At 71.2% G+C, this 19,482-nt stretch carries 15 protein-coding genes and 1 tRNA gene; 11 read left to right on the top strand and 5 right to left on the bottom strand.

Annotated elements, in window-relative coordinates; translation table 11 throughout:
• Positions 1-7 precede the first annotated feature (7 nt).
• The 11 genes from BIU96_RS00590 to BIU96_RS00540 all read left to right on the top strand — a co-directional run bounded on the left by BIU96_RS00590 (position 8) and on the right by BIU96_RS00540 (position 13,834).
• Positions 8-2,806, top strand: a complete 2,799-nt coding sequence (locus BIU96_RS00590) for a DNA polymerase III subunit gamma and tau (protein WP_071290671.1) — start codon at positions 8-10, stop codon at positions 2,804-2,806.
• A complete protein-coding gene (gene recR / locus BIU96_RS00585; protein ID WP_071290670.1) occupies positions 2,806-3,405 on the top strand; it encodes a recombination mediator RecR in 600 nt (199 codons plus the stop codon). Before BIU96_RS00590 ends, recR begins: the two co-directional genes overlap by 1 nt.
• 161 nt (positions 3,406-3,566) lie before the next feature.
• Positions 3,567-4,832 carry an aspartate kinase gene (locus tag BIU96_RS00580; RefSeq protein WP_071290669.1) on the top strand — a complete coding sequence of 422 codons (1,266 nt, stop codon included), beginning with the start codon at positions 3,567-3,569 and terminating at the stop codon, positions 4,830-4,832.
• Positions 4,833-4,849: 17 nt separating this feature from the next.
• A complete protein-coding gene (locus BIU96_RS00575; RefSeq protein WP_071290668.1) occupies positions 4,850-5,902 on the top strand; it encodes an aspartate-semialdehyde dehydrogenase in 1,053 nt (350 codons plus the stop codon).
• 101 nt (positions 5,903-6,003) lie between these two features.
• Positions 6,004-7,491, top strand: a complete 1,488-nt coding sequence (locus BIU96_RS00570; RefSeq protein WP_083402538.1) for a malate:quinone oxidoreductase — start codon at positions 6,004-6,006, stop codon at positions 7,489-7,491.
• 59 nt (positions 7,492-7,550) lie between these two features.
• Positions 7,551-8,756 carry an Rv2578c family radical SAM protein gene (locus BIU96_RS00565; protein ID WP_071290667.1) on the top strand — a complete coding sequence of 402 codons (1,206 nt, stop codon included), beginning with the start codon at positions 7,551-7,553 and terminating at the stop codon, positions 8,754-8,756.
• 106 nt (positions 8,757-8,862) lie between these two features.
• Positions 8,863-10,143, top strand: coding sequence for a sensor histidine kinase (locus tag BIU96_RS00560; RefSeq protein WP_071290666.1), 1,281 nt, complete (start codon positions 8,863-8,865; stop codon positions 10,141-10,143).
• Positions 10,140-11,333, top strand: a complete 1,194-nt coding sequence (locus BIU96_RS00555; protein WP_071290665.1) for a hypothetical protein — start codon at positions 10,140-10,142, stop codon at positions 11,331-11,333. Before BIU96_RS00560 ends, BIU96_RS00555 begins: the two co-directional genes overlap by 4 nt.
• A complete protein-coding gene (locus BIU96_RS00550) occupies positions 11,320-12,021 on the top strand; it encodes a response regulator transcription factor (protein WP_071290664.1) in 702 nt (233 codons plus the stop codon). Before BIU96_RS00555 ends, BIU96_RS00550 begins: the two co-directional genes overlap by 14 nt.
• The gene (locus BIU96_RS00545; protein WP_071290663.1) at positions 12,021-12,647 is read left to right on the top strand and encodes a thymidine kinase; all 627 of its coding nucleotides are present in this window, start codon (positions 12,021-12,023) and stop codon (positions 12,645-12,647) included. The genes BIU96_RS00550 and BIU96_RS00545 overlap by 1 nt, the downstream gene beginning before the upstream one ends.
• A 143-nt stretch (positions 12,648-12,790) precedes the next feature.
• Complete coding sequence (locus BIU96_RS00540; RefSeq protein ID WP_071290662.1) at positions 12,791-13,834, top strand: LLM class flavin-dependent oxidoreductase; 1,044 nt, start codon at positions 12,791-12,793, stop codon at positions 13,832-13,834.
• A 115-nt stretch (positions 13,835-13,949) separates the two neighbouring features.
• On the opposite strand, the gene BIU96_RS20045 is transcribed toward BIU96_RS00540, so the two are convergent.
• The 5 genes from BIU96_RS20045 to BIU96_RS00515 form a co-directional block, all read right to left on the bottom strand.
• Complete coding sequence (locus BIU96_RS20045; RefSeq protein WP_071290661.1) at positions 13,950-14,594, bottom strand: response regulator transcription factor; 645 nt, start codon at positions 14,592-14,594, stop codon at positions 13,950-13,952.
• Entirely contained in the window at positions 14,591-15,616 is a 1,026-nt protein-coding gene (locus BIU96_RS00530) for a sensor histidine kinase (protein WP_071290660.1), read from the bottom strand. The genes BIU96_RS20045 and BIU96_RS00530 overlap by 4 nt, the downstream gene beginning before the upstream one ends.
• A gap of 129 nt (positions 15,617-15,745) precedes the next feature.
• Positions 15,746-15,819, bottom strand: a tRNA-Pro gene (locus tag BIU96_RS00525).
• Positions 15,820-15,921: 102 nt separating this feature from the next.
• A complete protein-coding gene (locus BIU96_RS00520) occupies positions 15,922-16,878 on the bottom strand; it encodes a metallophosphoesterase (protein ID WP_071290659.1) in 957 nt (318 codons plus the stop codon).
• The gene (locus BIU96_RS00515) at positions 16,875-19,436 is read right to left on the bottom strand and encodes a transglycosylase domain-containing protein (RefSeq protein WP_071290658.1); all 2,562 of its coding nucleotides are present in this window, start codon (positions 19,434-19,436) and stop codon (positions 16,875-16,877) included. Before BIU96_RS00515 ends, BIU96_RS00520 begins: the two co-directional genes overlap by 4 nt.
• Between the last annotated feature and the right edge of the window lie 46 nt (positions 19,437-19,482).

The following is a 19,482-nucleotide window of genomic DNA, read 5'->3' as shown; positions in this document are numbered from 1 at the left end:
TTGGGGCGTGGTCACCGCCCTGTATCGCCGTTACCGGCCCGAGAACTTCGCCGAGCTGATCGGTCAGTCGCAGGTCACCGATCCGCTCCGGACGGCCCTGCGCACGAACCGGGTCAACCACGCGTACCTCTTCAGCGGCCCGCGCGGCTGCGGCAAGACGACGTCCGCCCGCATCCTGGCGCGCTGCCTGAACTGCGCCGAGGGCCCGACGGACACCCCGTGCGGCGTCTGCCCGAGCTGCGTCGAGCTCGCACGCGGCGGTGGCGGATCGCTCGACGTCATCGAGATCGACGCCGCCAGCCACAACGGTGTCGACGACGCCCGTGACCTCCGCGACCGCGCCGTGTTCGCGCCCGCCCGCGACCGCTACAAGATCTTCATCCTCGACGAGGCGCACATGGTGACGCCGCAGGGCTTCAACGCCCTCCTCAAGTTGGTCGAGGAACCGCCGGAGCACGTCAAGTTCATCTTCGCGACGACCGAGCCCGAGAAGGTCATCGGCACGATCCGGTCGCGCACCCACCACTACCCGTTCCGTCTGGTCCCGCCGGCCGCGATGCTCGAGTACGTCGAGCAGCTCTGCACGCAGGAGTCGGTGACGGTCGCCCCGGGCGTGCTGCCGCTGGTCGTCCGTGCCGGTGGCGGGTCCGTCCGTGACACCCTGTCCCTGCTCGACCAGCTCATGGCCGGCAGTGAAGACGGCGCCATCGCCTACGAGCGGGCCGTCGCGCTGCTCGGGTACACCGACGCCGCGCTCCTCGACGACGTCGTCGACGCGCTCGCCGTCGCCGACCCGGCATCGGCCTTCGCAGCGATCGACCGCGTCGTGCAGACCGGGCAGGACCCGCGGCGCTTCGTCGAGGACCTGCTCGAACGGCTCCGCGACCTCATCGTCGTCGCGGCGACGAACGAGAGCGCGGCCGCCGTGCTGCGCGGGGTCTCACCGGAAGAGCTCGACACCATGTCCCGTCAGGCCGGGGTCTTCGGCGCGACGGGGCTCTCGCGAGCCGCCGACATCGCGAACCGTGCGCTCACCGAGATGACCGGGGCGACGTCGCCGCGGCTCCACCTCGAGCTGATGACGGCACGCATGCTCGTGCCCGAGGCGGACGACACCCAGCGCGGCGCACTCGCCCGCGTCGAGCGGCTCGAGCGCCGGGTCGGTGTCGGGGACGCCGGTGGGCACCAGGCCGGACCCGAGACGATGCCTGCGGCTGCGGCTGCGGCTGCGGCTGCGTCTGCGCCCGCGCCGGGTGCGCGTGCGTCCGCTGCACCTGCACCTGCACCTGCACCTGCACCTGCACCTGCACCGGCGCCGGCACCGGCCGCCGCTCCTGTTGCTGCGCCGGCGTCGGCAGCACCCGAGCCGGCCGCTGCCGCGACGCCGACGACCGACTCCGTATCCGCCGCGCGAGCAGCAGCAGCCTCGTGGGCCGCTGCCGTCCCGAGCGCTCCCGAAGCGCCGTCGGATGCCGCGCAGCCGACCAGCACTGCTGCTCCGACCAGCACGCCCGCGCCGTCGGGCACCGCCAACGCGTCGTCGACCGGGCAGGGCACCGCCGCGGGGGACGAGCCCGCGGTGCGACCCGTCGCGGCCGTCGGGTTCCAGCAGCTCCGCGACTCGTGGCCGCAGATCGTCGAGCACGTCCAGCGCGCGAAGCGTTCGGCGTGGTCCGTCGTGGTGACCGCACAGGTGACCGCGCTGCGCGAGGACGTGCTCACCCTGACGTTCCCGAGCCAGCAGGACGTGGCCTCGTTCAAGGAGATGTCCGACCCCGCCACGAGCGTGAGCGAACTCCTGCGCTCGGCGATCGTCGACGTCCTCGGGCTCCGCGTGAAGTTCGTGGCGCGCGGTCCCGGTGGTCCGGGGCAGCAGCGGCCCGCGCAGGCGCAGTCCGCGCAGGCACAGCCGGCGCAGGCACAGCCCGCACAGCAGTCGCAGCAGCAGCCGGCGCAGCAGCAGGACCGTGCACCTCAGACGGCGTCAGCGCCGGCGTCCGCGTCCGCTCCGCGTCAGGCAGCTCCGACCTCCCAGTCCTCGGCGCCGCAGCAGCAGGCGCAGCAGCAGGCACCCGAGCGGTCCGCGTCGCAGCGGTCGGCACCGGATGCGCCGAGTGCCCCGGCAGCGTCGGCCCCCGCAGCGAAGCCGGCTTCCCCCGAGCCGACGGGCGCCCCGGTCACCGAGTGGGCCGTCGCGGCCATCCCCGCGACCGACCCGACCGTCGGTGCGGTGCCCGAGCACGTCGAACCCTCGTGGTCTGCCCCCTTCGGCACCACCGACACCGGCGAACCGGTGGCCCCCGCGCCGACCGTGTCCGATCCGGACGTCGACGCTGCCCTCGCGGCACAGCTCCGCCCGGCGTCCTCGCTCGGGGCAACGGCCCCGGCTGCTCCCGCAGCGCCCACGCGTCCGGACGCCGCCCCGGCCCCTGGTACCACCACACCGCAGCAGGCGACGACCACGGGTGCCGTGCCTCCGGCCGGACCGCCAGCCGACGACGTGCCCGTCGACGACTACCCGCTCGACGACGACCCCTACGGCGACGGCGATCCCTACCCGGACGCGCCGGCCGCTGCGGCTCCCGCGACGAACGCGCCGAGTGCACCCGCCGTCGGATCACCAGCCGCGGGGCAGCCCGCACCGGCCCCCGCGACGGCTCCAGCGTCGCAGGCAGCGCCGCAGCGCCAGGCTCCGCACCAGGTCCGCCGCACGCCGGTGGCCGGTCGGTACGGCGAAGCGGTCGTGCGTGAGATCCTGAACGCCCAGTTCATCGAGGAGACCTCCCTCCACGAGGAAGGCGCCTGATGTACGACGGCATCGTGCAGGACCTCATCGACGAGTTCGGTCGCCTCCCCGGCATCGGACCGAAGTCGGCGCAGCGCATCGCGTTCCACATCCTCCAGACGGAGTCGTTCGACCCGAGCCGGTTGTCCGAGCTCCTGGCGGACGTCAAGGAGCGGGTCCGCTTCTGCGAGATCTGCGGCAACGTCACCGAGAACGTCCAGTGCAGCATCTGCCGCGACCCGCGCCGGTCGCCGGCCACGATCTGCGTCGTGGAGGAAGCGAAGGACGTCGCGGCGATCGAGCGCACCCGTGAGTTCCGCGGGCTGTACCACGTGCTCGGCGGCGCGATCAGCCCGATCGACGGCATCGGCCCGGACGACCTCCGCATCCAGCAGCTCATGACGCGGCTGGCCGACGGCACCGTGGACGAGGTCATCATCGCGACCGACCCCAACCTCGAGGGCGAGGCGACGGCGACCTACCTCAGTCGGCTGCTCGTCCCGATGGGCATCCGGACCACCCGGCTGGCGTCCGGGCTGCCGGTCGGCGGCGACCTGGAGTACGCCGACGAGGTCACCCTCGGGCGCGCCTTCGAGGGACGCCGGGTCGTCGGCGGCTGACCCGGCCCTGTCCGGGCCCCCAAGCGACGGGCGTCGGGCGTTCCAGCCCACGCAGGATCGTTGCGTCTGCCCCCGCTCCGACGCAACATCCGCGAAACACCGACTACCATTGTCAGACCGCGTCACCCTCGCGGAACCGTCGTCCCCGGGAGTACCAGCCAGTGGCCCTGATCGTGCAGAAGTTCGGTGGATCGTCCGTCGCGGACGCCGAGAGCATCAAGCGCGTGGCGAAGCGGATCGTCCAGACGAAGAAGGCCGGCAACGACGTCGTCGTGGCCGTCTCGGCGATGGGCGACACCACCGACGAGCTCGTCGACCTCGCGCACTCCGTGACTCCGATCCCCGCCGGCCGTGAGCTCGACATGCTCCTGACCGCGGGGGAGCGCATCTCGATGGCGCTCCTCGCGATGGCGATCAAGAGCCTCGGGGTCGAAGCGTCCTCGTACACCGGCAGCCAGGCCGGCATGCTCACCGACGCCCAGCACGGCAAGGCCCGCATCGTCGACGTCACCCCGAAGCGCGTGCGCGAAGCACTCGACGCCGGGCACGTCGCGATCGTCGCCGGGTTCCAGGGCTTCAACCGCACCACGGGCGAGATCACCACGCTCGGTCGGGGCGGTTCGGACACGACCGCGGTCGCGCTCGCGGCCGCCCTCGACGCGGACATCTGCGAGATCTACACCGACGTCGACGGCATCTTCACCGCCGACCCGCGCGTGGTGCCGAAGGCGCAGAAGGTCGACCGCATCACCAGCGAGGAGATGCTGGAACTCGCAGCCTCTGGTGCGAAGGTCCTCTACATCCGTGCCGTCGAGTACGCCCGTCGGCACGGCGTCACCCTGCACGTCCGCTCCTCCTTCAGCAACGCCGAGGGAACCATCGTCTACAACCCTGCAGAGGGGGAAACCGTGGAAGAACCGATCATCACCGGCATCGCCGGAGACCTCTCCGAGGGCAAGATCACCGTCGTCGGCGTGCCCGACACCCCCGGCAAGGCGGCTGAGATCTTCACGATCGTCGCCCGCGCCGGCGCGAACATCGACATGATCGTGCAGAACGTGTCCGAGGCCGTCACCGGTCGCACGGACATCTCCTTCACGCTGCCGAAGGACCAGGGACAGGGAGTCCTCACCGCGCTCGAGGTGGCCAAGGCCGACATCGGGTACGAGGGCATCCAGTACGACGACCAGATCGGCAAGCTCGCGCTGGTCGGTGCCGGCATGCGCACGAACGCGGGCGTCTCGGCGGCGCTCTTCCGTGCCCTGCACGAAGCGTCGATCAACATCGAGATGATCTCCACGTCGGAGATCCGCATCTCGGTCGTCACCCGGGCCGACACCCTCAACGAGGCGATGCGCGTCGTCCACAACGCGTTCGGTCTCGACGCCGACTCCGAAGCCGTCGTCTACGCCGGCACCGGCCGCTGAACGAGCAGGAGCAGTCCATGAGCACCCTCACCGTCGCCGTCGTCGGCGCCACCGGGCAGGTCGGCGCGGTCATGCGTCGCCTCCTCGAGGAGCGCGCGTTCCCGGCGGACCACGTCCGGTTCTTCGCTAGCGCCCGGTCCGCCGGCACGACCCTGCCGTTCCGCGGCGAGGAGATCCTCGTCGAGGACTCCGAGCTCGCCGACCCGTCCGGCATCGACATCGCTTTGTTCTCCGCCGGGGCCACCGCCTCGCGTGCGCTCGCGCCGAAGTTCGCCGCCGCCGGTGCGCTCGTCGTCGACAACTCCAGCGCCTGGCGCATGGACCCCGAGGTCCCGCTCGTCGTGAGCGAGGTCAACCCGCACGCGATCGACGCCGCTCCGAAGGGCATCATCGCGAACCCGAACTGCACGACGATGGCGATCATGCCGGTCCTGAAGGTCCTCGACGCCGAGGCCGGGCTGCGTCGACTGGTCGCGACCACGTACCAGGCCGTCTCGGGCTCGGGGCTGGCCGGTGTCGAGGAACTCCTCGGCCAGGCGCGGGCCGCGCTCGAGCAGGACACCGCGGCGCTCACCCACGACGGCTCGGCGGTGACGTTCCCCGAACCCGTCAAGTACGTGCGACCGATCGCGTTCGACGTGGTGCCGCTCGCGGGCAGCATCGTCGACGACGGTCTGGGCGAGACCGACGAAGAGAAGAAGCTCCGCAACGAGAGCCGCAAGATCCTCGAGCTCCCCGACCTCCTGGTCGCGGGGACGTGCGTGCGCGTGCCGGTGTTCACCGGACACTCGATCTCCGTGAACGCCGAGTTCGACCGGCCGCTGACGCCGGAGCGGGCGACCGAGATCCTGGCCGACGCACCGGGCGTCGAGCTGTCCGAGGTCCCGACGCCACTGCAGGCCGCCGGGCAGGACCCGACCTTCGTCGGCCGGATCCGCGCCGACCAGTCCGCACCGGAGGGCCACGGCCTCGCGCTCTTCGTCAGCAACGACAACCTCCGGAAGGGCGCCGCGTTGAACGCGGTGCAGATCGCCGAGGCGATCGTCGCGCGTCGGACGGTCGCCGCGTAGGTCGCGACGAGCTGCCGGACAGGAGGCGCGGTGCCAGCTGGCACCGCGCCTCCAGTCCGTCGGGTGGCCGCCTTGTCAGCCCGCGCCGCTAGGATCGACGGGTGGCAGAGAAGCAGGTGGACCCGATCGACGTCGTCCTGGTCGGGGGAGGGATCATGAGCGCCACGCTCGGCGCGATCATCCACCGGCTGGAGCCGAGCTGGAAGATCCGCGTCTACGAGCGCCTCGGCAGCGTCGCGCAGGAGAGCTCGAACCCTTGGAACAACGCGGGGACCGGCCACTCCGCGCTCTGTGAGCTGAACTACACGCCCGAGCTCCCGGACGGCCGTGTCGACATCGCGAAGGCCGTCACGGTGAACGAGCAGTTCCAGGTGTCCCGGCAGTTCTGGGCGCACCTCGTCGAGACGGGTGCGCTGCCCGAGCCGACCAACTTCATCAACCCCACCCCGCACATCTCCTTCGTCTGGGGCGCCGACAACGTCGAGTACATGCGGAAGCGGTACGAGGCGATGAAGGACCACCCGCTGTTCGCCGGCATCGAGTACTCCGACGACCCGACGCAGATCCGCCAGTGGGCGCCCGCGCTCATCCCGGGCCGCAAGAAGGACCAGCCGATCGCGGCGACGTACTCGGCCGCCGGCTCCGACGTCGACTTCGGGTCGCTCACGCGGCAGTTGTTCGACCAGCTCGAGATCGACGGCGTCGAGTTCGAGCCGTCGCACCAGGTGACCAAGCTCACGCGGTCGAAGGTCAGCGAGGGCTGGGTGCTCGACGTCCGCAACGACGTCGGACGCTCGACGCAGCGCATCGCCGCCAAGTTCGTCTTCGTCGGTGCGGGCGGTGGGGCGCTGCACCTGCTGCAGAAGTCCGGCATCCCGGAGATCCGCGGCTACGGCGGGTTCCCGGTGTCGGGCGAGTTCCTGCGCACCGACGACCCCGAGGTCGTGCAGAAGCACGCGGCGAAGGTGTACGGCAAGGCCAGCGTCGGCGCACCGCCCATGTCGGTGCCGCACCTCGACACCCGCATCGTCGACGGCAGTGCCTCGCTGATGTTCGGCCCGTACGCCGGGTTCAGCCCGAAGTTCCTGAAGCAGGGGTCGATCCTCGACCTGGTCAAGTCGATCAAGCCGCACAACCTCCGGCCGATGCTGAGCGTCGCGTTCTCGAACTTCGACCTCGTCCGGTACCTGATCGGGCAGCTGCTCGCGTCGAAGCAGACGAAGTTCGACGCCCTGCGGGACTTCATGCCGGCAGCGGAGCCCGAGCACTGGCACCGGATCACGGCCGGCCAGCGCGTGCAGGTCATCAAGCCGGACAAGGCGAAGGGCGGCGTGCTGCAGTTCGGTACCGAGGTCATCACCTCGGCCGACGGTTCCATCGCCGGGCTCCTCGGCGCCAGCCCGGGGGCGTCCACCGCCGTGCCGATCATGCTGAGCATGCTGCAGAAGTGCTTCCCGGACCGCTGGGACCGGTGGGAGTCGGCGGTGCGCGTCATGGTGCCGACGTACGGGCAGGACCTCGGCAGCGACCCGCAGCTCGCCGACGAGACCCTCGAGCGCACGGCGAAGGTGCTGGGCCTGCACCACTGAGCGGCCCACGCGGCGCTCCTCGTCTTGCGCGGCGTTCGAACATGTGTTCGAATGACGGCATGCGGTGGAGTGGTCAGGCGATCGATGCCTCGCGGAGCGACGCGCTCCCGGGCATGGAGTCGAACAGCGGGTTCGTCCGCAGTGTGACGACACCGGAGTTCGCCGATGTCACCTTCCACGAGGTCCTGGCGAAGAGCGCCCTGAACCGCGTGCCGGCGGCCGACGGCAGCGGGACCTACGGCTGGACGATCAACCCGTACCGCGGGTGCAGCCACGCGTGCGTGTACTGCTTCGCCCGGCCGACGCACACCTACCTCGAGTTCGACGGGGGAGCGGACTTCGACCAGCAGATCGTCGTGAAGACGAACGTGGCCGACGTCCTGCACCGCGAGCTCACGAAGCCGACGTGGGACCGGCACCCGGTCGCACTCGGCACGAACACCGACCCGTACCAGCGTGCCGAGGGCCGGTACCGCCTGATGCCCGGCGTGATCCGCGCCCTGGCCGAGTCGGGCACGCCGTTCAGCATCCTGACGAAGGGCACCCTGCTCCGGCGGGACCTGCCCCTGCTGGTCGAGGCAGCGAAGTCGGTACCGGTCGACCTCGCGATGTCGATCGCCGTGTACGACGACGAGCTGCAGCAGCAGGTCGAGCCGGGCACCCCGACGACGACCGCGCGGCTGGCGACGGTGCGGGCGATCCGCGACGCCGGGCTCGACTGCTCGGTGTTCCTCATGCCGGTCCTGCCGTACATCACCGACACCCGGGCACACCTCGACGACGCCGTCGGCCGGGCGGCGGCGGCCGGGGCGTCGAGCGTGATGTACTCCGCGCTGCACCTTCGGCCGGGGGTGAAGCCGTGGTGGTTCGAGTGGCTCCAGCGGACCCGGCCCGAGCTGGTCGCGCGGTACCGGGCGATGTACCTCGACAACACGTACGCCCCGGCGGACTACCGGCGCTGGCTCGCCGAGCGGGTGCGGCCGATCCTGCGGGCGCACGGGCTGGGGCTCGGCCGGGTGGACCCGGCGACCGGCTCGATGGGGTTCTCGAACCGAGCGGGAGACCGCCCGGGTCCGATCGCAGGCGCACGCGCCGATGCAGCGAGTGCCGGCGGGGGGACCGGAGCCGGCGACGGGCGGGCCGGACGACCGGACCAGTTCGTCGAGCAGTCCGTGCCGGTCACGTCGCCGCTGAAGCGTGCCGATCCGGGCTTCGACGGGCGTCGCACGCCCCCGGTGACCGTGGGTTCACCGCGACTCTTCTGAGTACTCGTCGGTCCGCGTTCGGGGGACACCTGGATCATCGCGCTGCCGGTATCATCGAGCGGGTCGCCGATCGCTCTGTCATTCGGGGTACACGATCGCGCCAACGGTGGTTGGATCGTGGGCGGCGTTCCCACTCGTCCGGAAGGACCCACTCCTCGTGCTCGGCATCCCCACGCATCTCGCTCCGCGGGTCAACGCGTGGTCGACCGTGCGGGCCTTCCACGCGGCGGCGATCGGGTCCGTGGTGGCCGCGGCGATCGCCCTCCTGCTCTTCCGGCTGGCCGACCCCGACGTCCGTGCCGTCGGCGCCGTGCTGGCCCTGGTGCCCATGCTCGGCATGATCGCGGTCCACGTGCAGTTCGGCACCTGGCGGTCCGCCGTCGCGTTCCTCGTGGTCGGCGGGGTCTGCGCCTGGTGGTTCGCCGTCGTCGTGCAGCGCGAGGTCCCGCCCGGCTGGGTGGGGTCGTACCTGCTGTCGTTGGCGATCGTCCCGCTCGTGCTGGTCGGCGGCGCCGGTGCGGTCGCCGGTCGGGTGGTGCTGTGGTCGGTCGCGGGGTTCCTCGTCGGTCGTGTGGCGACCTCGATCGCCATCGCACAAGAGGGCGGTCCCGCCCGCCCGCTGGTGCTCGCGTGGATCACGCTGGCGTTCGTCATCGCCCTGGTGCTCTTCACCAGCCGGAACACCGCGCGGTCCGAGCGCGTCCAGCCGGAGCTCCTCCGGTCCGCGCGCGAGGAGCACGTCTCGGCCTACCGCGCCGGCGTCGAGGCCGAGGCGGCGGCGATCCTGCACGACACGGTGCTGAACCACCTCGGCGCGATCGCGCTCGCCCCGGACGGCCCGATGGACCCGCAGCTCGCGCGCACGGTCGAGGCCGACGTGGCGATGCTCACCGGCAAGGAGTGGCTCGCTCCCGAGGCGGCGCCGGAGCGGCCCCGTCCCGGGGTGGCGGTGCAGGCGTTCGAGCGGATGGTCGACGAGCACCGCGACGCCGGGCTCGACGTGACGGTCACCGGCGACCCCGCAGCGTTCACCCGACTCGACCAGCCCGCGATGACGGCGGTGCTGCGTGCGGTGTCCCAGTGCCTGGCGAACGTCCACAAGCACGCCGGCGTGGACGCGGCCGAGGTCAGCGTGTTCGACGACGGTGTGGCCTGCACCGTGATGGTCGTGGACGACGGCCGTGGCTTCGACGAGGCCGAGACGAGCCCCGACCGGATGGGCCTGCGTGGCTCCGTCCGGGAGCGCATCGGCCGGGTCGGCGGCGACGTGCAGGTGTGGTCGTCGCCCGGGTCCGGCACGAGCGTCATGATGTCGGTGCCGTACGGCGCCCTCACCGGCGCCGTCCCCGCGGTCACCCCCGTCGCCCGTGACGAGGCCGACCGGTGACCCGCACGGCGCAGCAGTACGACCCGCTCGGCGCGATGGGCTCACGACCGCTCGCGATCGTCCTCGGGGTGGGTGGCGTCCTGTGGGCGCTCCTGGTGTCGGTGTTCAGCCGCGACGTGGCGGGCAGCCCGACGCTGAGCGCCCTGACGGTGCTGCTCGTGGCCGCGTCCGGAGCCGTCGTGTTCGTCGCCTCGAGCCCGTTCCGCGCGCCGTTCCCGCGGTGGGCGTTCGTCCTGCACGTCGCGCTCCTGGCCGCGGCGACCGTGACGAGCGTCGCAGCGCAGTGGGGCCCGGACCGCAGCGCCCTCAACGACTTCATGACGCTGCTCGCGGCGACCGGCATCGTGATGACGGCGCCGTACCGGCCGTGGGCCGACCTGGCGGTGGGCGGGCTGGTGCTCGCCGTCGTCGCCGGGGTGACCGCGGGCGCGTCGGCCTCCGTGTTCCCGCACCACGTGCCGGTGGCCGTCGCCGCGTTCCTCGCCGCGGCGCCGACGCTCGTGCTGACCGCGGCGTCGGTGGTGTTCGCGTGGACGTTCGCGGGGCTCGCCGAACGCGTGCAGATCCGTGCCGGGTCGTACTCGGTGGAGCGTGCCGAGCGGGACGGCATCGCGGCGAGCGTGCAGCAGGACCGGTCGACGATCCTCACGCGTGACGTCGCGCCGTTCTTCGCCGAGCTCCGCACGAAGGACGTCATCACCGACGCAGACCGGGCGCGGGCCCGGGCGATCGCGGACGGCATCCGCCGTTCGATGGTCGCCGACGCCGACCGCACCTGGTTCGAGCAGGCGGTGACCGTCGCCGGGGACGGGAAGGCGCACGTCGACGACCCGGACGGCCTCATCGCCACGCTCGACGTCGACCAGCGGACCGTGCTCCGGACGTTCGTCCGAGCGGCACTCCGCGCCTCCGCCGTGGACCCGGCGGGCTTCCGCGCCGTGATCCGCGCGGCCGGTGCCGACGGCACCCCGGTGCGCGGCCCCGACCCGCTCGACGGCCCGGACGGCCCCGGCGGCCCGAGCAGTCGCCGCGTCGCGGTCGCCATCGACCTCGCCGTCGCTGCCTCCGACGTCGGCATCCACCGCACCTTCGACCCGTACTTCGCGGTGCTCCGCGTGACGTTCCCCGATCTGGACGTCGCCGTCCGACCCTCCGCCCTCGCATTAAGGTTCTCCTATGACCAGCACTGACCCGAGCCGGATCACGGAGGGCACGCCCGCCCTGCCGAACCCGGGGACACGACGCGTGCGGCTGGCGATCCTTGACGACCACGAGGTGCTGTTGGACAGCCTGTCGAGCTGGATCGCGGTGAACGCCTTCGACTTCGACCTGGCCCTCACGGCGCACACGTGGCTCGAGATGGTGCACAGCGAGAACTTCCCGACCGACCTGGTGTTCCTCGACTTCCAGCTCAAGGAGCCCGTCTCGATCGAGGCCCGCGTGCGCACCTGCCGTGCCGCCGGCGCGAAGGTGATCGTCCTGTCGAGCGTCGACAGCCGCGAGTCCCGCGACCGCGCACTCGCCGCCGGAGCTGCCGCGTTCCTGTCGAAGTCGCTGCCGATGCGCGAGGTCATGGACGTCGCCCGCGAGATCATGGGCGTCGCCCGCGAGACCCCGCCGCAGCGCGACTGGCGACCGCTGCCGACCGGGGCGAACGCGCACCAGCGGCCGAAGCTGAGCCACGGCGAGGAAGAGGCACTGCGCCTCTACGTGTCGGGCTACTCGACGAACGAGGTCGCCGCGCAGATGAACGTGCAGTACGAGACCGCGAAGACCTACCTGCGTCGCGTGCGCGAGAAGTACAGCAAGGTCGGGCGTCCGGCGTCGAAGAAGTCCGACCTCATCCGTCGTGCCGCCGAGGACGGGTTCCTCGCGTAGTGGCGAAGCTCTACTTCCGCTACGGCGCGATGAACAGCGGCAAGAGCACGGGGCTCCTACAGGCGGCCTACAACTACGAGGAGCGGGGCCACCGCGTCCTGCTCGCGAAGCCGTCGGTGGACACCAAGGGCGACCGTGAGATCGTCTCGCGGCTCGGGGTGACCCGGACCGTCGACATCGTGTTCGGTCCCGACGCCGACGTCCGCGCCGCGGTGACCGAGGCGGGTGCGACCGACCCCGAGTCCGACCGGCTCGACGGCATGGTCCGGCCGGTGAGCTGCGTGCTCGTCGACGAGGCGCAGTTCCTGACACCTCGCCAGGTCGACGACCTGCTCCGGATCGCCGTCCTCGACGAGGTCCCGGTCATCACCTACGGCATCCGCACCGACTTCCGGACCGAGGCGTTCCCCGGCAGCGCCCGCCTGCTCGAGGTGGCGCACTCCCTCGAGGAGCTCAAGACGATCTGCCGGTGCGGCCGCAAGGCCGTCTTCAACGCCCGCAAGGTGGACGGCCGGTTCGTCTTCGACGGCTCGCAGGTCGCCATCGACGGCGTCGACGTCACCTACGAGTCGCTCTGCGCGAACTGCTACCTGACGGAGTCCGGCGGCCGGCTCGACGGCGCCTGACCCGATCTGCCGAGTGGCGTCCTGCGGGTGACCGGCAGCCGGACGGGAGGCCCGTTGCGGCCCCGCCACGGGCCTCCCGTCCGCCTGTCGGGTGCGTCCAGGGCACGTGGAATGCGCGCGCCGCAGGGCGCGTTGCTGACCACATGAGCGACGACACCCTGCACCTGTCCGTCCTGGACCTGGCGACGCGTGAGTACGGCCAGTCCAACACCGAGGCCCTGCAGGGTTCCATCGACATGGCGGTGCACGCCGAGAAGCTCGGCTACGAGCGCTTCTGGGTCGCCGAGCACCACGGCATGCCGGGCATCACGTCGTCCGCGCCGGCGGTGCTCCTGAGCGCCGTGGGGGCCGCGACCTCCACGATCCGGATCGGCTCCGGCGGCGTGATGCTGCCGAACCACGCACCGCTCGTGATCGCGGAGCAGTTCGGCACCCTCCGTGCGCTCTACGGGGACCGGGTCGACCTCGGGCTCGGCCGTGCGCCGGGCACCGACGGGGCGACCGCGATGGCCCTCCGCCGCACCGACCGGCTCGACGTGGACGACTTCCCCGACCGGCTGGCCGACCTGATCGGGTTCTTCACCGGCATGTCCTCGGACAACCCGTTGTCGGGCATCCGCGCGGTGCCCGGCTACGGCGACGTGCCCGAGTTCTGGCTGCTCGGGTCCTCCGGGTACAGCGCGCAGGTCGCCGGGGCGCTCGGCGTCTCGTTCGCCTTCGCCCACCACTTCGCCTCGGACAACACCGAGGCGGCGCTCGCCCTCTACCGCGACTCGTTCCGGCCCTCGCGCTTCCGGCAGACGCCGAACGCCCTGATCGGCGTGCAGGTCGTCACCGACGAGGACCCCGCCGTGATCGAGGAGCAGAGCGCCCCGGGGATGATCTCGTTCATCCGGATGCGCCAGGGTGCGAAGCCCGAACCGGTCTCCATGGACGAGGCCCGCGCGTACGAGTTCTCCGACCTCGAGCGGCGGTTCATCGCCGCTCGCACCGAGCGCCAGGCGTACGGCAACGCCGACGAGGTCGCGGCGAAGATCAACGCGCTCGTCGAGTCGACCGGTGCGAACGGCGTGATCGTCTCGCCCGGGGCCGCGCAGGCGCGGTACCGGCACCAGGCGCTCGACGTCGTGGCCGGGCTGCACGCCGCCGGTCGGCTCGTGCCCGCGGGGGCTGGCGCCTCGGTCTAGTGCGCGCCGCGGCGCCGCGGTCGATGCGGTCGCCGCCGCGTCGAGGGAGCAGAAATCGTCTGGTCGCCGCGAGAGAGCCGACGATTTCTGCTCCCTCGACCCCTGTCGGGAGCGTCTAAGCCAGGAGGCCGAGACGGGTCGCGGCGGCCACCGCGGCGACCCGGGAGCCCACGTCGAGCTTCCGGAACACGTTGTACACGTGGCGCTTCACCGTGCCGATCGCCAGTCCGAGGTCCGCGGCGATCTCGGCGTTGGAGCGTGCCGCCGCGACGAGTCCCAGGACCTCGAGTTCGCGGTCGCTCAACGGCGTCCCCGCCCGCGCCTCGGTGACGAGGTCGATCGGGAACGTGACCGGCGCCGCGTCCGTGCTCGTTGCCCGGACGATCCGGTCGACGAGCTCGCGGCTCGGGGTGTCCTTCGTCACGAAGTCGACCGCACCGACGTCGAGCAGTGTCCGCCGCAGGACGGCGTCGCGGTGCATCGTCAGCACGACGACGGCGATGCCCGGGTGGTTCCGCCGCACCGTCGCGATGGTGGTGCGCGCCGGCGGTCCGTCGAGCTCGACGTCGAGGAGCAGCACGTCGATGGCGGCCGCTTCGGGGGAGTCGAGCACGTCGGCCGGACGCTCGCCGTGTGCGACCACGCGGATCGTCGGCACGGCGGACAGGATCGTCGCGAGCCCCTCGCGGAAGAGCCGGTGGTCGTCGACGATCGCGACGTGCGTGACCGCGGGCGTTTGCGTGGCGGTGGCGGTGGTCACATCGAGCCCTTCGGGACGGTGAGGCGGACCGTGGTACCGGCGCCGGGCGTGCTCTCGACGTCGAGGACGGCACCGATGACCGCCGCGCGTTCCCGCATCGTGTGCTGACCGAGTCGGCCGTCGGGGCGGCTGCCGGCGTCGAAGCCCGGGCCGTCGTCGGCGACCGCGACCACCACGTCCTCGTCGGACCAGGTGAAGGTCACACGGCACCGGGAGCCCGGGGCGTGCTTCCGGCGGTTGGTGAGCGCCTCGAGCACGATGGTGAGGGCCTCTTCGGCCTTCCAGTTCGGCAGCGGCGTCGGGGATCCAGCCGTGGTGACCGTCAGCCGCTCGTCGTCGGGGAACAGGTCGGCCACGTGGCGGCGGACGGCGTCGTCGAGCAGGTCGTCCCCGACGCGGGCGTGCAGGGCGACCGCGAGGTCCTGCACGTCCGCGAGAGCACCGCGGAGGAGACGCCCGGCGGCCTCCAGCTGCTCCGTGCGGCCGTCGGCGGGCGGGTCGGTCAGCAGGACCAGGTCGAGCCGCTGCAGACCCGCCAGGACGCCGTGGGCGACGCGGTCGTGCAGGTCGCGGGCGATCCGGGTCCGGGAGTCGAGGTTCGCGGTGGTCACGCGCTGCCGGAGGGCTTCGGTGTAGGCGATCGCCCCGGCGGGGAAGCGGCTCCAGATCGCCGCGTGCAGGGCGCGTGTGGCACGGAGGACCTCGTCGGTCGTGGTCGCCCGGACCTCGTCGACGAACACCGGCAGGTACGCGTCGTACAGGACCTCGGCGGCGAGCATCGCACCGGCGGGGTGCTGCGCGTGCTCGGCGTGCAGCGCACCTGTCGCGAGGTGCGCCGGGTCGAGGTACCGGTCGCTCACCACACTGCCGTCCGTTCCGGCGGCGTACCGTTCGTGCGCCTCGGCCACCATCGACGTGACGTTCTCGTACAGGTTCTGCGCGAGGACCGGGTCGTGGGCGAGCTCGGGGAACCGGGCGCCGATCTGCGTCAGGACGGCGGTCAGCGGTGCGGAGATCTCCATGGCGTCCCGAGCGTATCCCGGTGTCCGTGCTCCCCAGCGGGCGCAGCCGGCGGATGTACCTCGGGACACAAAGCAGTAGGCCCTGGTTCCGGAGAACCAGGGCCTACTTCGTACTGTCTCAACACAGTGTCGGGGTGACAGGATTTGAACCTGCGACCTCCTCGTCCCGAACGAGGCGCGCTACCAAGCTGCGCCACACCCCGCGGTGTGGTCACTCCGTACCGGAGCAACCCCAGAAGTCTACCCGATGATCACACGTGCTCGTGACACCGGGGGAACTCCCGGGCGCGTCGTGCCGGGGCGTCTCAGGCGGTGCGCGCGGTGAGCGTGACGACGACTGCTTCGGGCCGGCAGGAGAACCGGACGGGCGCGTAGATCGACGTGCCGAGGCCCGCCGAGACCTCGAGCCACGACCAGTGCCCACGGTGCTGCCACTTGTGCAGGCCGCTGACGTAGCGACGCGGCAGGTCGCAGTTCGTGACGAGGGCACCGACGCCGGGCACCTGCACCTGGCCGCCGTGGGTGTGCCCCGCGAAGACGATGTCGGCGCCCTGGGTGACGAAGGCGTCGAGCACCCGGCGGTACGGCGCGTGCGTGATGCCGATCGCGACGGGGGAGGGGCCGTCCTCGTCCTCCGACCAGGGCACGTCGCTGCGCATCTCGTCGACGTTGGTGGGGAGCAGGTCGAGCCGGTCCCAGTCGCGGTGGGCGTCCGACGTGCCGAACAGCTCGAACCGCGAGCCGCGGAGCTCGATCGCGTGCGCCTGGTCGTTCACGTCGAGCCAGCCCAACGACTCGAAGAACGCGGTCTGGCGGTCGATGTCGAGCTCGACCGGACGGCTGTCGGAGTGGTGCCGGCTCGGCCCGGAGAAGTACTTGAACGGGTTCCGCGGCGTCGGGCCGTAGAAGTCGTTCGACCCGTACGCGAACGCCCCCGGCACGCCGCGGAACGGCTCGAGCGCGTACTCGACCGCAGCGTTGGCCGTGGCGTGCCCGAGGTTGTCCCCGGTGTTCACGACGAAGTCCGGCTCGACCAGGCTCAGGTCGCGCAGCCACTGCTGCTTGTCGGCCTGCCACGGAGCCATGTGGATGTCGGACAGGTGCAGGACCGTCACGTCGCGCGACCCCGGCGGGAGGACCGGGACGGTCTCCCACCGGATGCCGAAGCGACGTCGTTCGACGAGCGTGCCCCAGGCGGCCGTCGCAGCACCGACGGCCGCGCCCGCTGCGGCGACCCCGAGCGCTGCGCGACCGCGGGTCACTTGCAGTCCTTGGGCGCCTTGCCGTTCTTGTCGCCGTACAGGGTCAGCGTGATGGTGGAGTCCTTGCCGGCGTTGGTGTGCACACCGGGGTCGACCGCGGCGACACGGCACTCCTTGCCGCCGCCGCCCTTCGCGTACCGGTCAGAGATCTCGACGTTCGTGAAGCCGACCTGGTTCAGCTGCGACCGGGCCTCGTCGACGCTCTTGCCGGGCACCGACGGGATCACGATCTGCGAGCCGTCGGAGGTGTACACCGTGACGCTCGAGCCGTTGGAGAGCAGCGACCCGGGTGACGGCGAGGTCGAGGTGACCGTGCCGGCCTTCTGCGCGCCGGGCTGGGCGCCGCCGTCGACGTAGGTGAACCCGGAGGCCGCCAGGGTCGCCTTCGCGTCCGCTGCGCTCTTGCCGCTGACGTCCGGGACGGCCTTGCTGTTGCCACGGAGCGCGGATGCCGACGGGTCGGTGAAGGGTCCGGCCGGGTAGTGGGCGTTCATCGGCGTCTGGGCCTCGCGCCACACTCCGGCACGGGCGCCGGCGTAGGTGCCGTTGACGCCGTTGCTGTAGTGACGCAGGTTGTTCTTCCCGCCGTCGGTGTTGCCCTGCCAGTACGCGGTCGCGACGCGGGAGCTCGCACCGACGAGCCAGATCTGGTCGGCGTCGTCGGTGGTGCCCGTCTTGCCGAACAGCTGCGTGCCGTCCGGGGTCTGGGCGCCCACGGCGGTCCCGCCGGAGATCGTGCCCTTCATGGCGTAGATCGCGGTCTGGGCGACGGCCGGCTCGAGGACCTGCTTGCAGCTCTTCGGCTGACCACCGAGGCTCTTGCCGTCGGCGTTGGTCACGTTGTCGATCGCGATCGGCGCGCAGAAGGTGCCGTTGTTGGCGATGCCGGCGTATGCCGCGGCCATCGTCAGCGGCGCGATGTTGTTCGTGCCGAGGATCGACGACGGGTACGAGTTGAGCTCGGTCTTGTCGTCACCGGAGTGGACGCCGAGGTCCTGGGCGGTCTGCTTGATGTCGCACAGGTCGAGCTTGGCGGCCATCGAGGCGAACGCGGCGTTCACCGAGAGCGCGGTGGCACGGGCGACCGTGAAGTTGCCGCGTTCTCCGGCGGAGTCGTTCTTCGGAGCCCAGTTCGTGTAGGTCGGCTCGCCGCAGTGCTGCCAGACGGCCGTGTTGTGCGGGGTGCCGTTGACGACCTCGTTCAGCCCGTGCCCGGCCTTGAGCCAGTCGAGCAGGGTGAAGACCTTGTAGGTCGAGCCCACCTGGAAGCCGATGCCGCCGCCGTACTTCTTGTCGACGCTGTAGTTGATCGAGGTCGACGTCGGCGGGGACTGCAGCGCCTGGTCGTAGTCCTTGTTCTGCGCCATCGTCAGGATGCGGCCGGTGCCCACCTCGACCGAGTCGAGTGCGGCGCCGAGCTTGAACGCGGTCTCGGCCTTGTTGTCGTAGGTGTTGAGCACCTTCTTCTGGGTCGCGTTGCCGTCGATGTCGAGGGTCGTCTGGATCTTGTAGCCACCGTTGCGCCACGCGGTGTTGCGCTCCTTCTGCGTGGCTCCGAGCTGGGACATCTCCTTGACGACCTGCACCGCGTAGTCGCAGAAGAACTGCGAGCCGTCGCCGACCGAGGCGCGGCAACCCTGCGACGGCTCGGTCAGACGGACGTAGTCCTTCGGGTTCGACGCGACGGCCTTGTCGTAGTCGGCCTTCGTCAGGTGCTTCTGCGCGTACATCGACTTGAGGATGACGTTGCGTCGCGCGACGTTCGCCTCGTAGTACTTGGGGTTCGACAGGTTGCGGGTGTTCGGGGACTGCACGATCGCCAGGATCGAGGCGGCCTCTGCCGGGGTCAGGTCGGTCGCGCTCTTGTTGTAGTAGTGCTGCGCGGCGGCCTGCACGCCGTAGGTCTGGTCGCCGAAGTAGGCGATGTTGAGGTACCCGGTCAGGATCTCCTTGTGGGTGTACTTCTTCGCGAGGCCGATCGCGAGCTTCATCTCCTCGAGCTTGCGGGGGATGGTCTGCTCGACCGCCTCGTTGTAGGCCTTCTGCTGCGCTTCCTTCGTGGGGAGCTCGAGCGCCTGGTTCATCTTGATGTTGCGCACGAGCTGCATCGTCAGCGTCGAGCCACCACCGGACTCGCCGAGCCCACCGGCGAGCGAGCCGACACCCGCGCGGACCAGCGAGGTCATGTCGACGCCGCCGTGGTCGTAGAAGCGCTTGTCCTCGCCGTCGATGGCCGCGTTCTTCAGCTGGTCGCTGATCTGGTCGAACTTCAGTTCCTGACGGTTCTGGTCGTAGACCGTCGCGAAGTGCACCGACTTGCCGCCCTGGTACGCGTACAGCTCGTTGCGCTGCGGGAGGTCACCGATCTCGATGTACTCCGGCAGGGACTCGAACACGCCGATCGTCGACGTCGTCGTGACACCGGCGACCGCGATCGCAGGGGTGACACCGATCGTGACGAGCAGACCGGCGAGCACGCTGAAACCGACGAAACCGATGAAGGCGCCGACTGCTGAGACGGGTTTGGTCCGCGAGGCAGACGTCTTCTGGGCAGACATAGGATGCAGCCTAAACGACACCCCCGACTGAAAGGCTGGCAAGGAA

It is taken from the genome of Curtobacterium sp. MCBA15_008, assembly GCF_001865065.1.
In the GTDB taxonomy this organism is placed as follows: Bacteria; Actinomycetota; Actinomycetes; order Actinomycetales; family Microbacteriaceae; genus Curtobacterium.
The sequence above is the reverse complement of the archived record's forward strand: the minus strand, read 5'-3'. Positions and strand labels throughout refer to the sequence as shown.

Excerpts from the sequence above, each read along its gene's own strand:
- recR (WP_071290670.1), top strand. The coding sequence starts at position 2,806 with ATGTACGACGGCATCGTGCAGGACCTCATCGACGAGTTCGGTCGCCTC.
- BIU96_RS00575 (WP_071290668.1), top strand. The coding sequence starts at position 4,850 with ATGAGCACCCTCACCGTCGCCGTCGTCGGCGCCACCGGGCAGGTCGGC.
- BIU96_RS00565 (WP_071290667.1), top strand. The coding sequence starts at position 7,551 with ATGCGGTGGAGTGGTCAGGCGATCGATGCCTCGCGGAGCGACGCGCTC.
- BIU96_RS00550 (WP_071290664.1), top strand. The coding sequence starts at position 11,320 with ATGACCAGCACTGACCCGAGCCGGATCACGGAGGGCACGCCCGCCCTG.
- BIU96_RS00540 (WP_071290662.1), top strand. The coding sequence starts at position 12,791 with ATGAGCGACGACACCCTGCACCTGTCCGTCCTGGACCTGGCGACGCGT.
- BIU96_RS00530 (WP_071290660.1), bottom strand. The coding sequence starts at position 15,616 with ATGGAGATCTCCGCACCGCTGACCGCCGTCCTGACGCAGATCGGCGCC.
- BIU96_RS00515 (WP_071290658.1), bottom strand. The coding sequence starts at position 19,436 with ATGTCTGCCCAGAAGACGTCTGCCTCGCGGACCAAACCCGTCTCAGCA.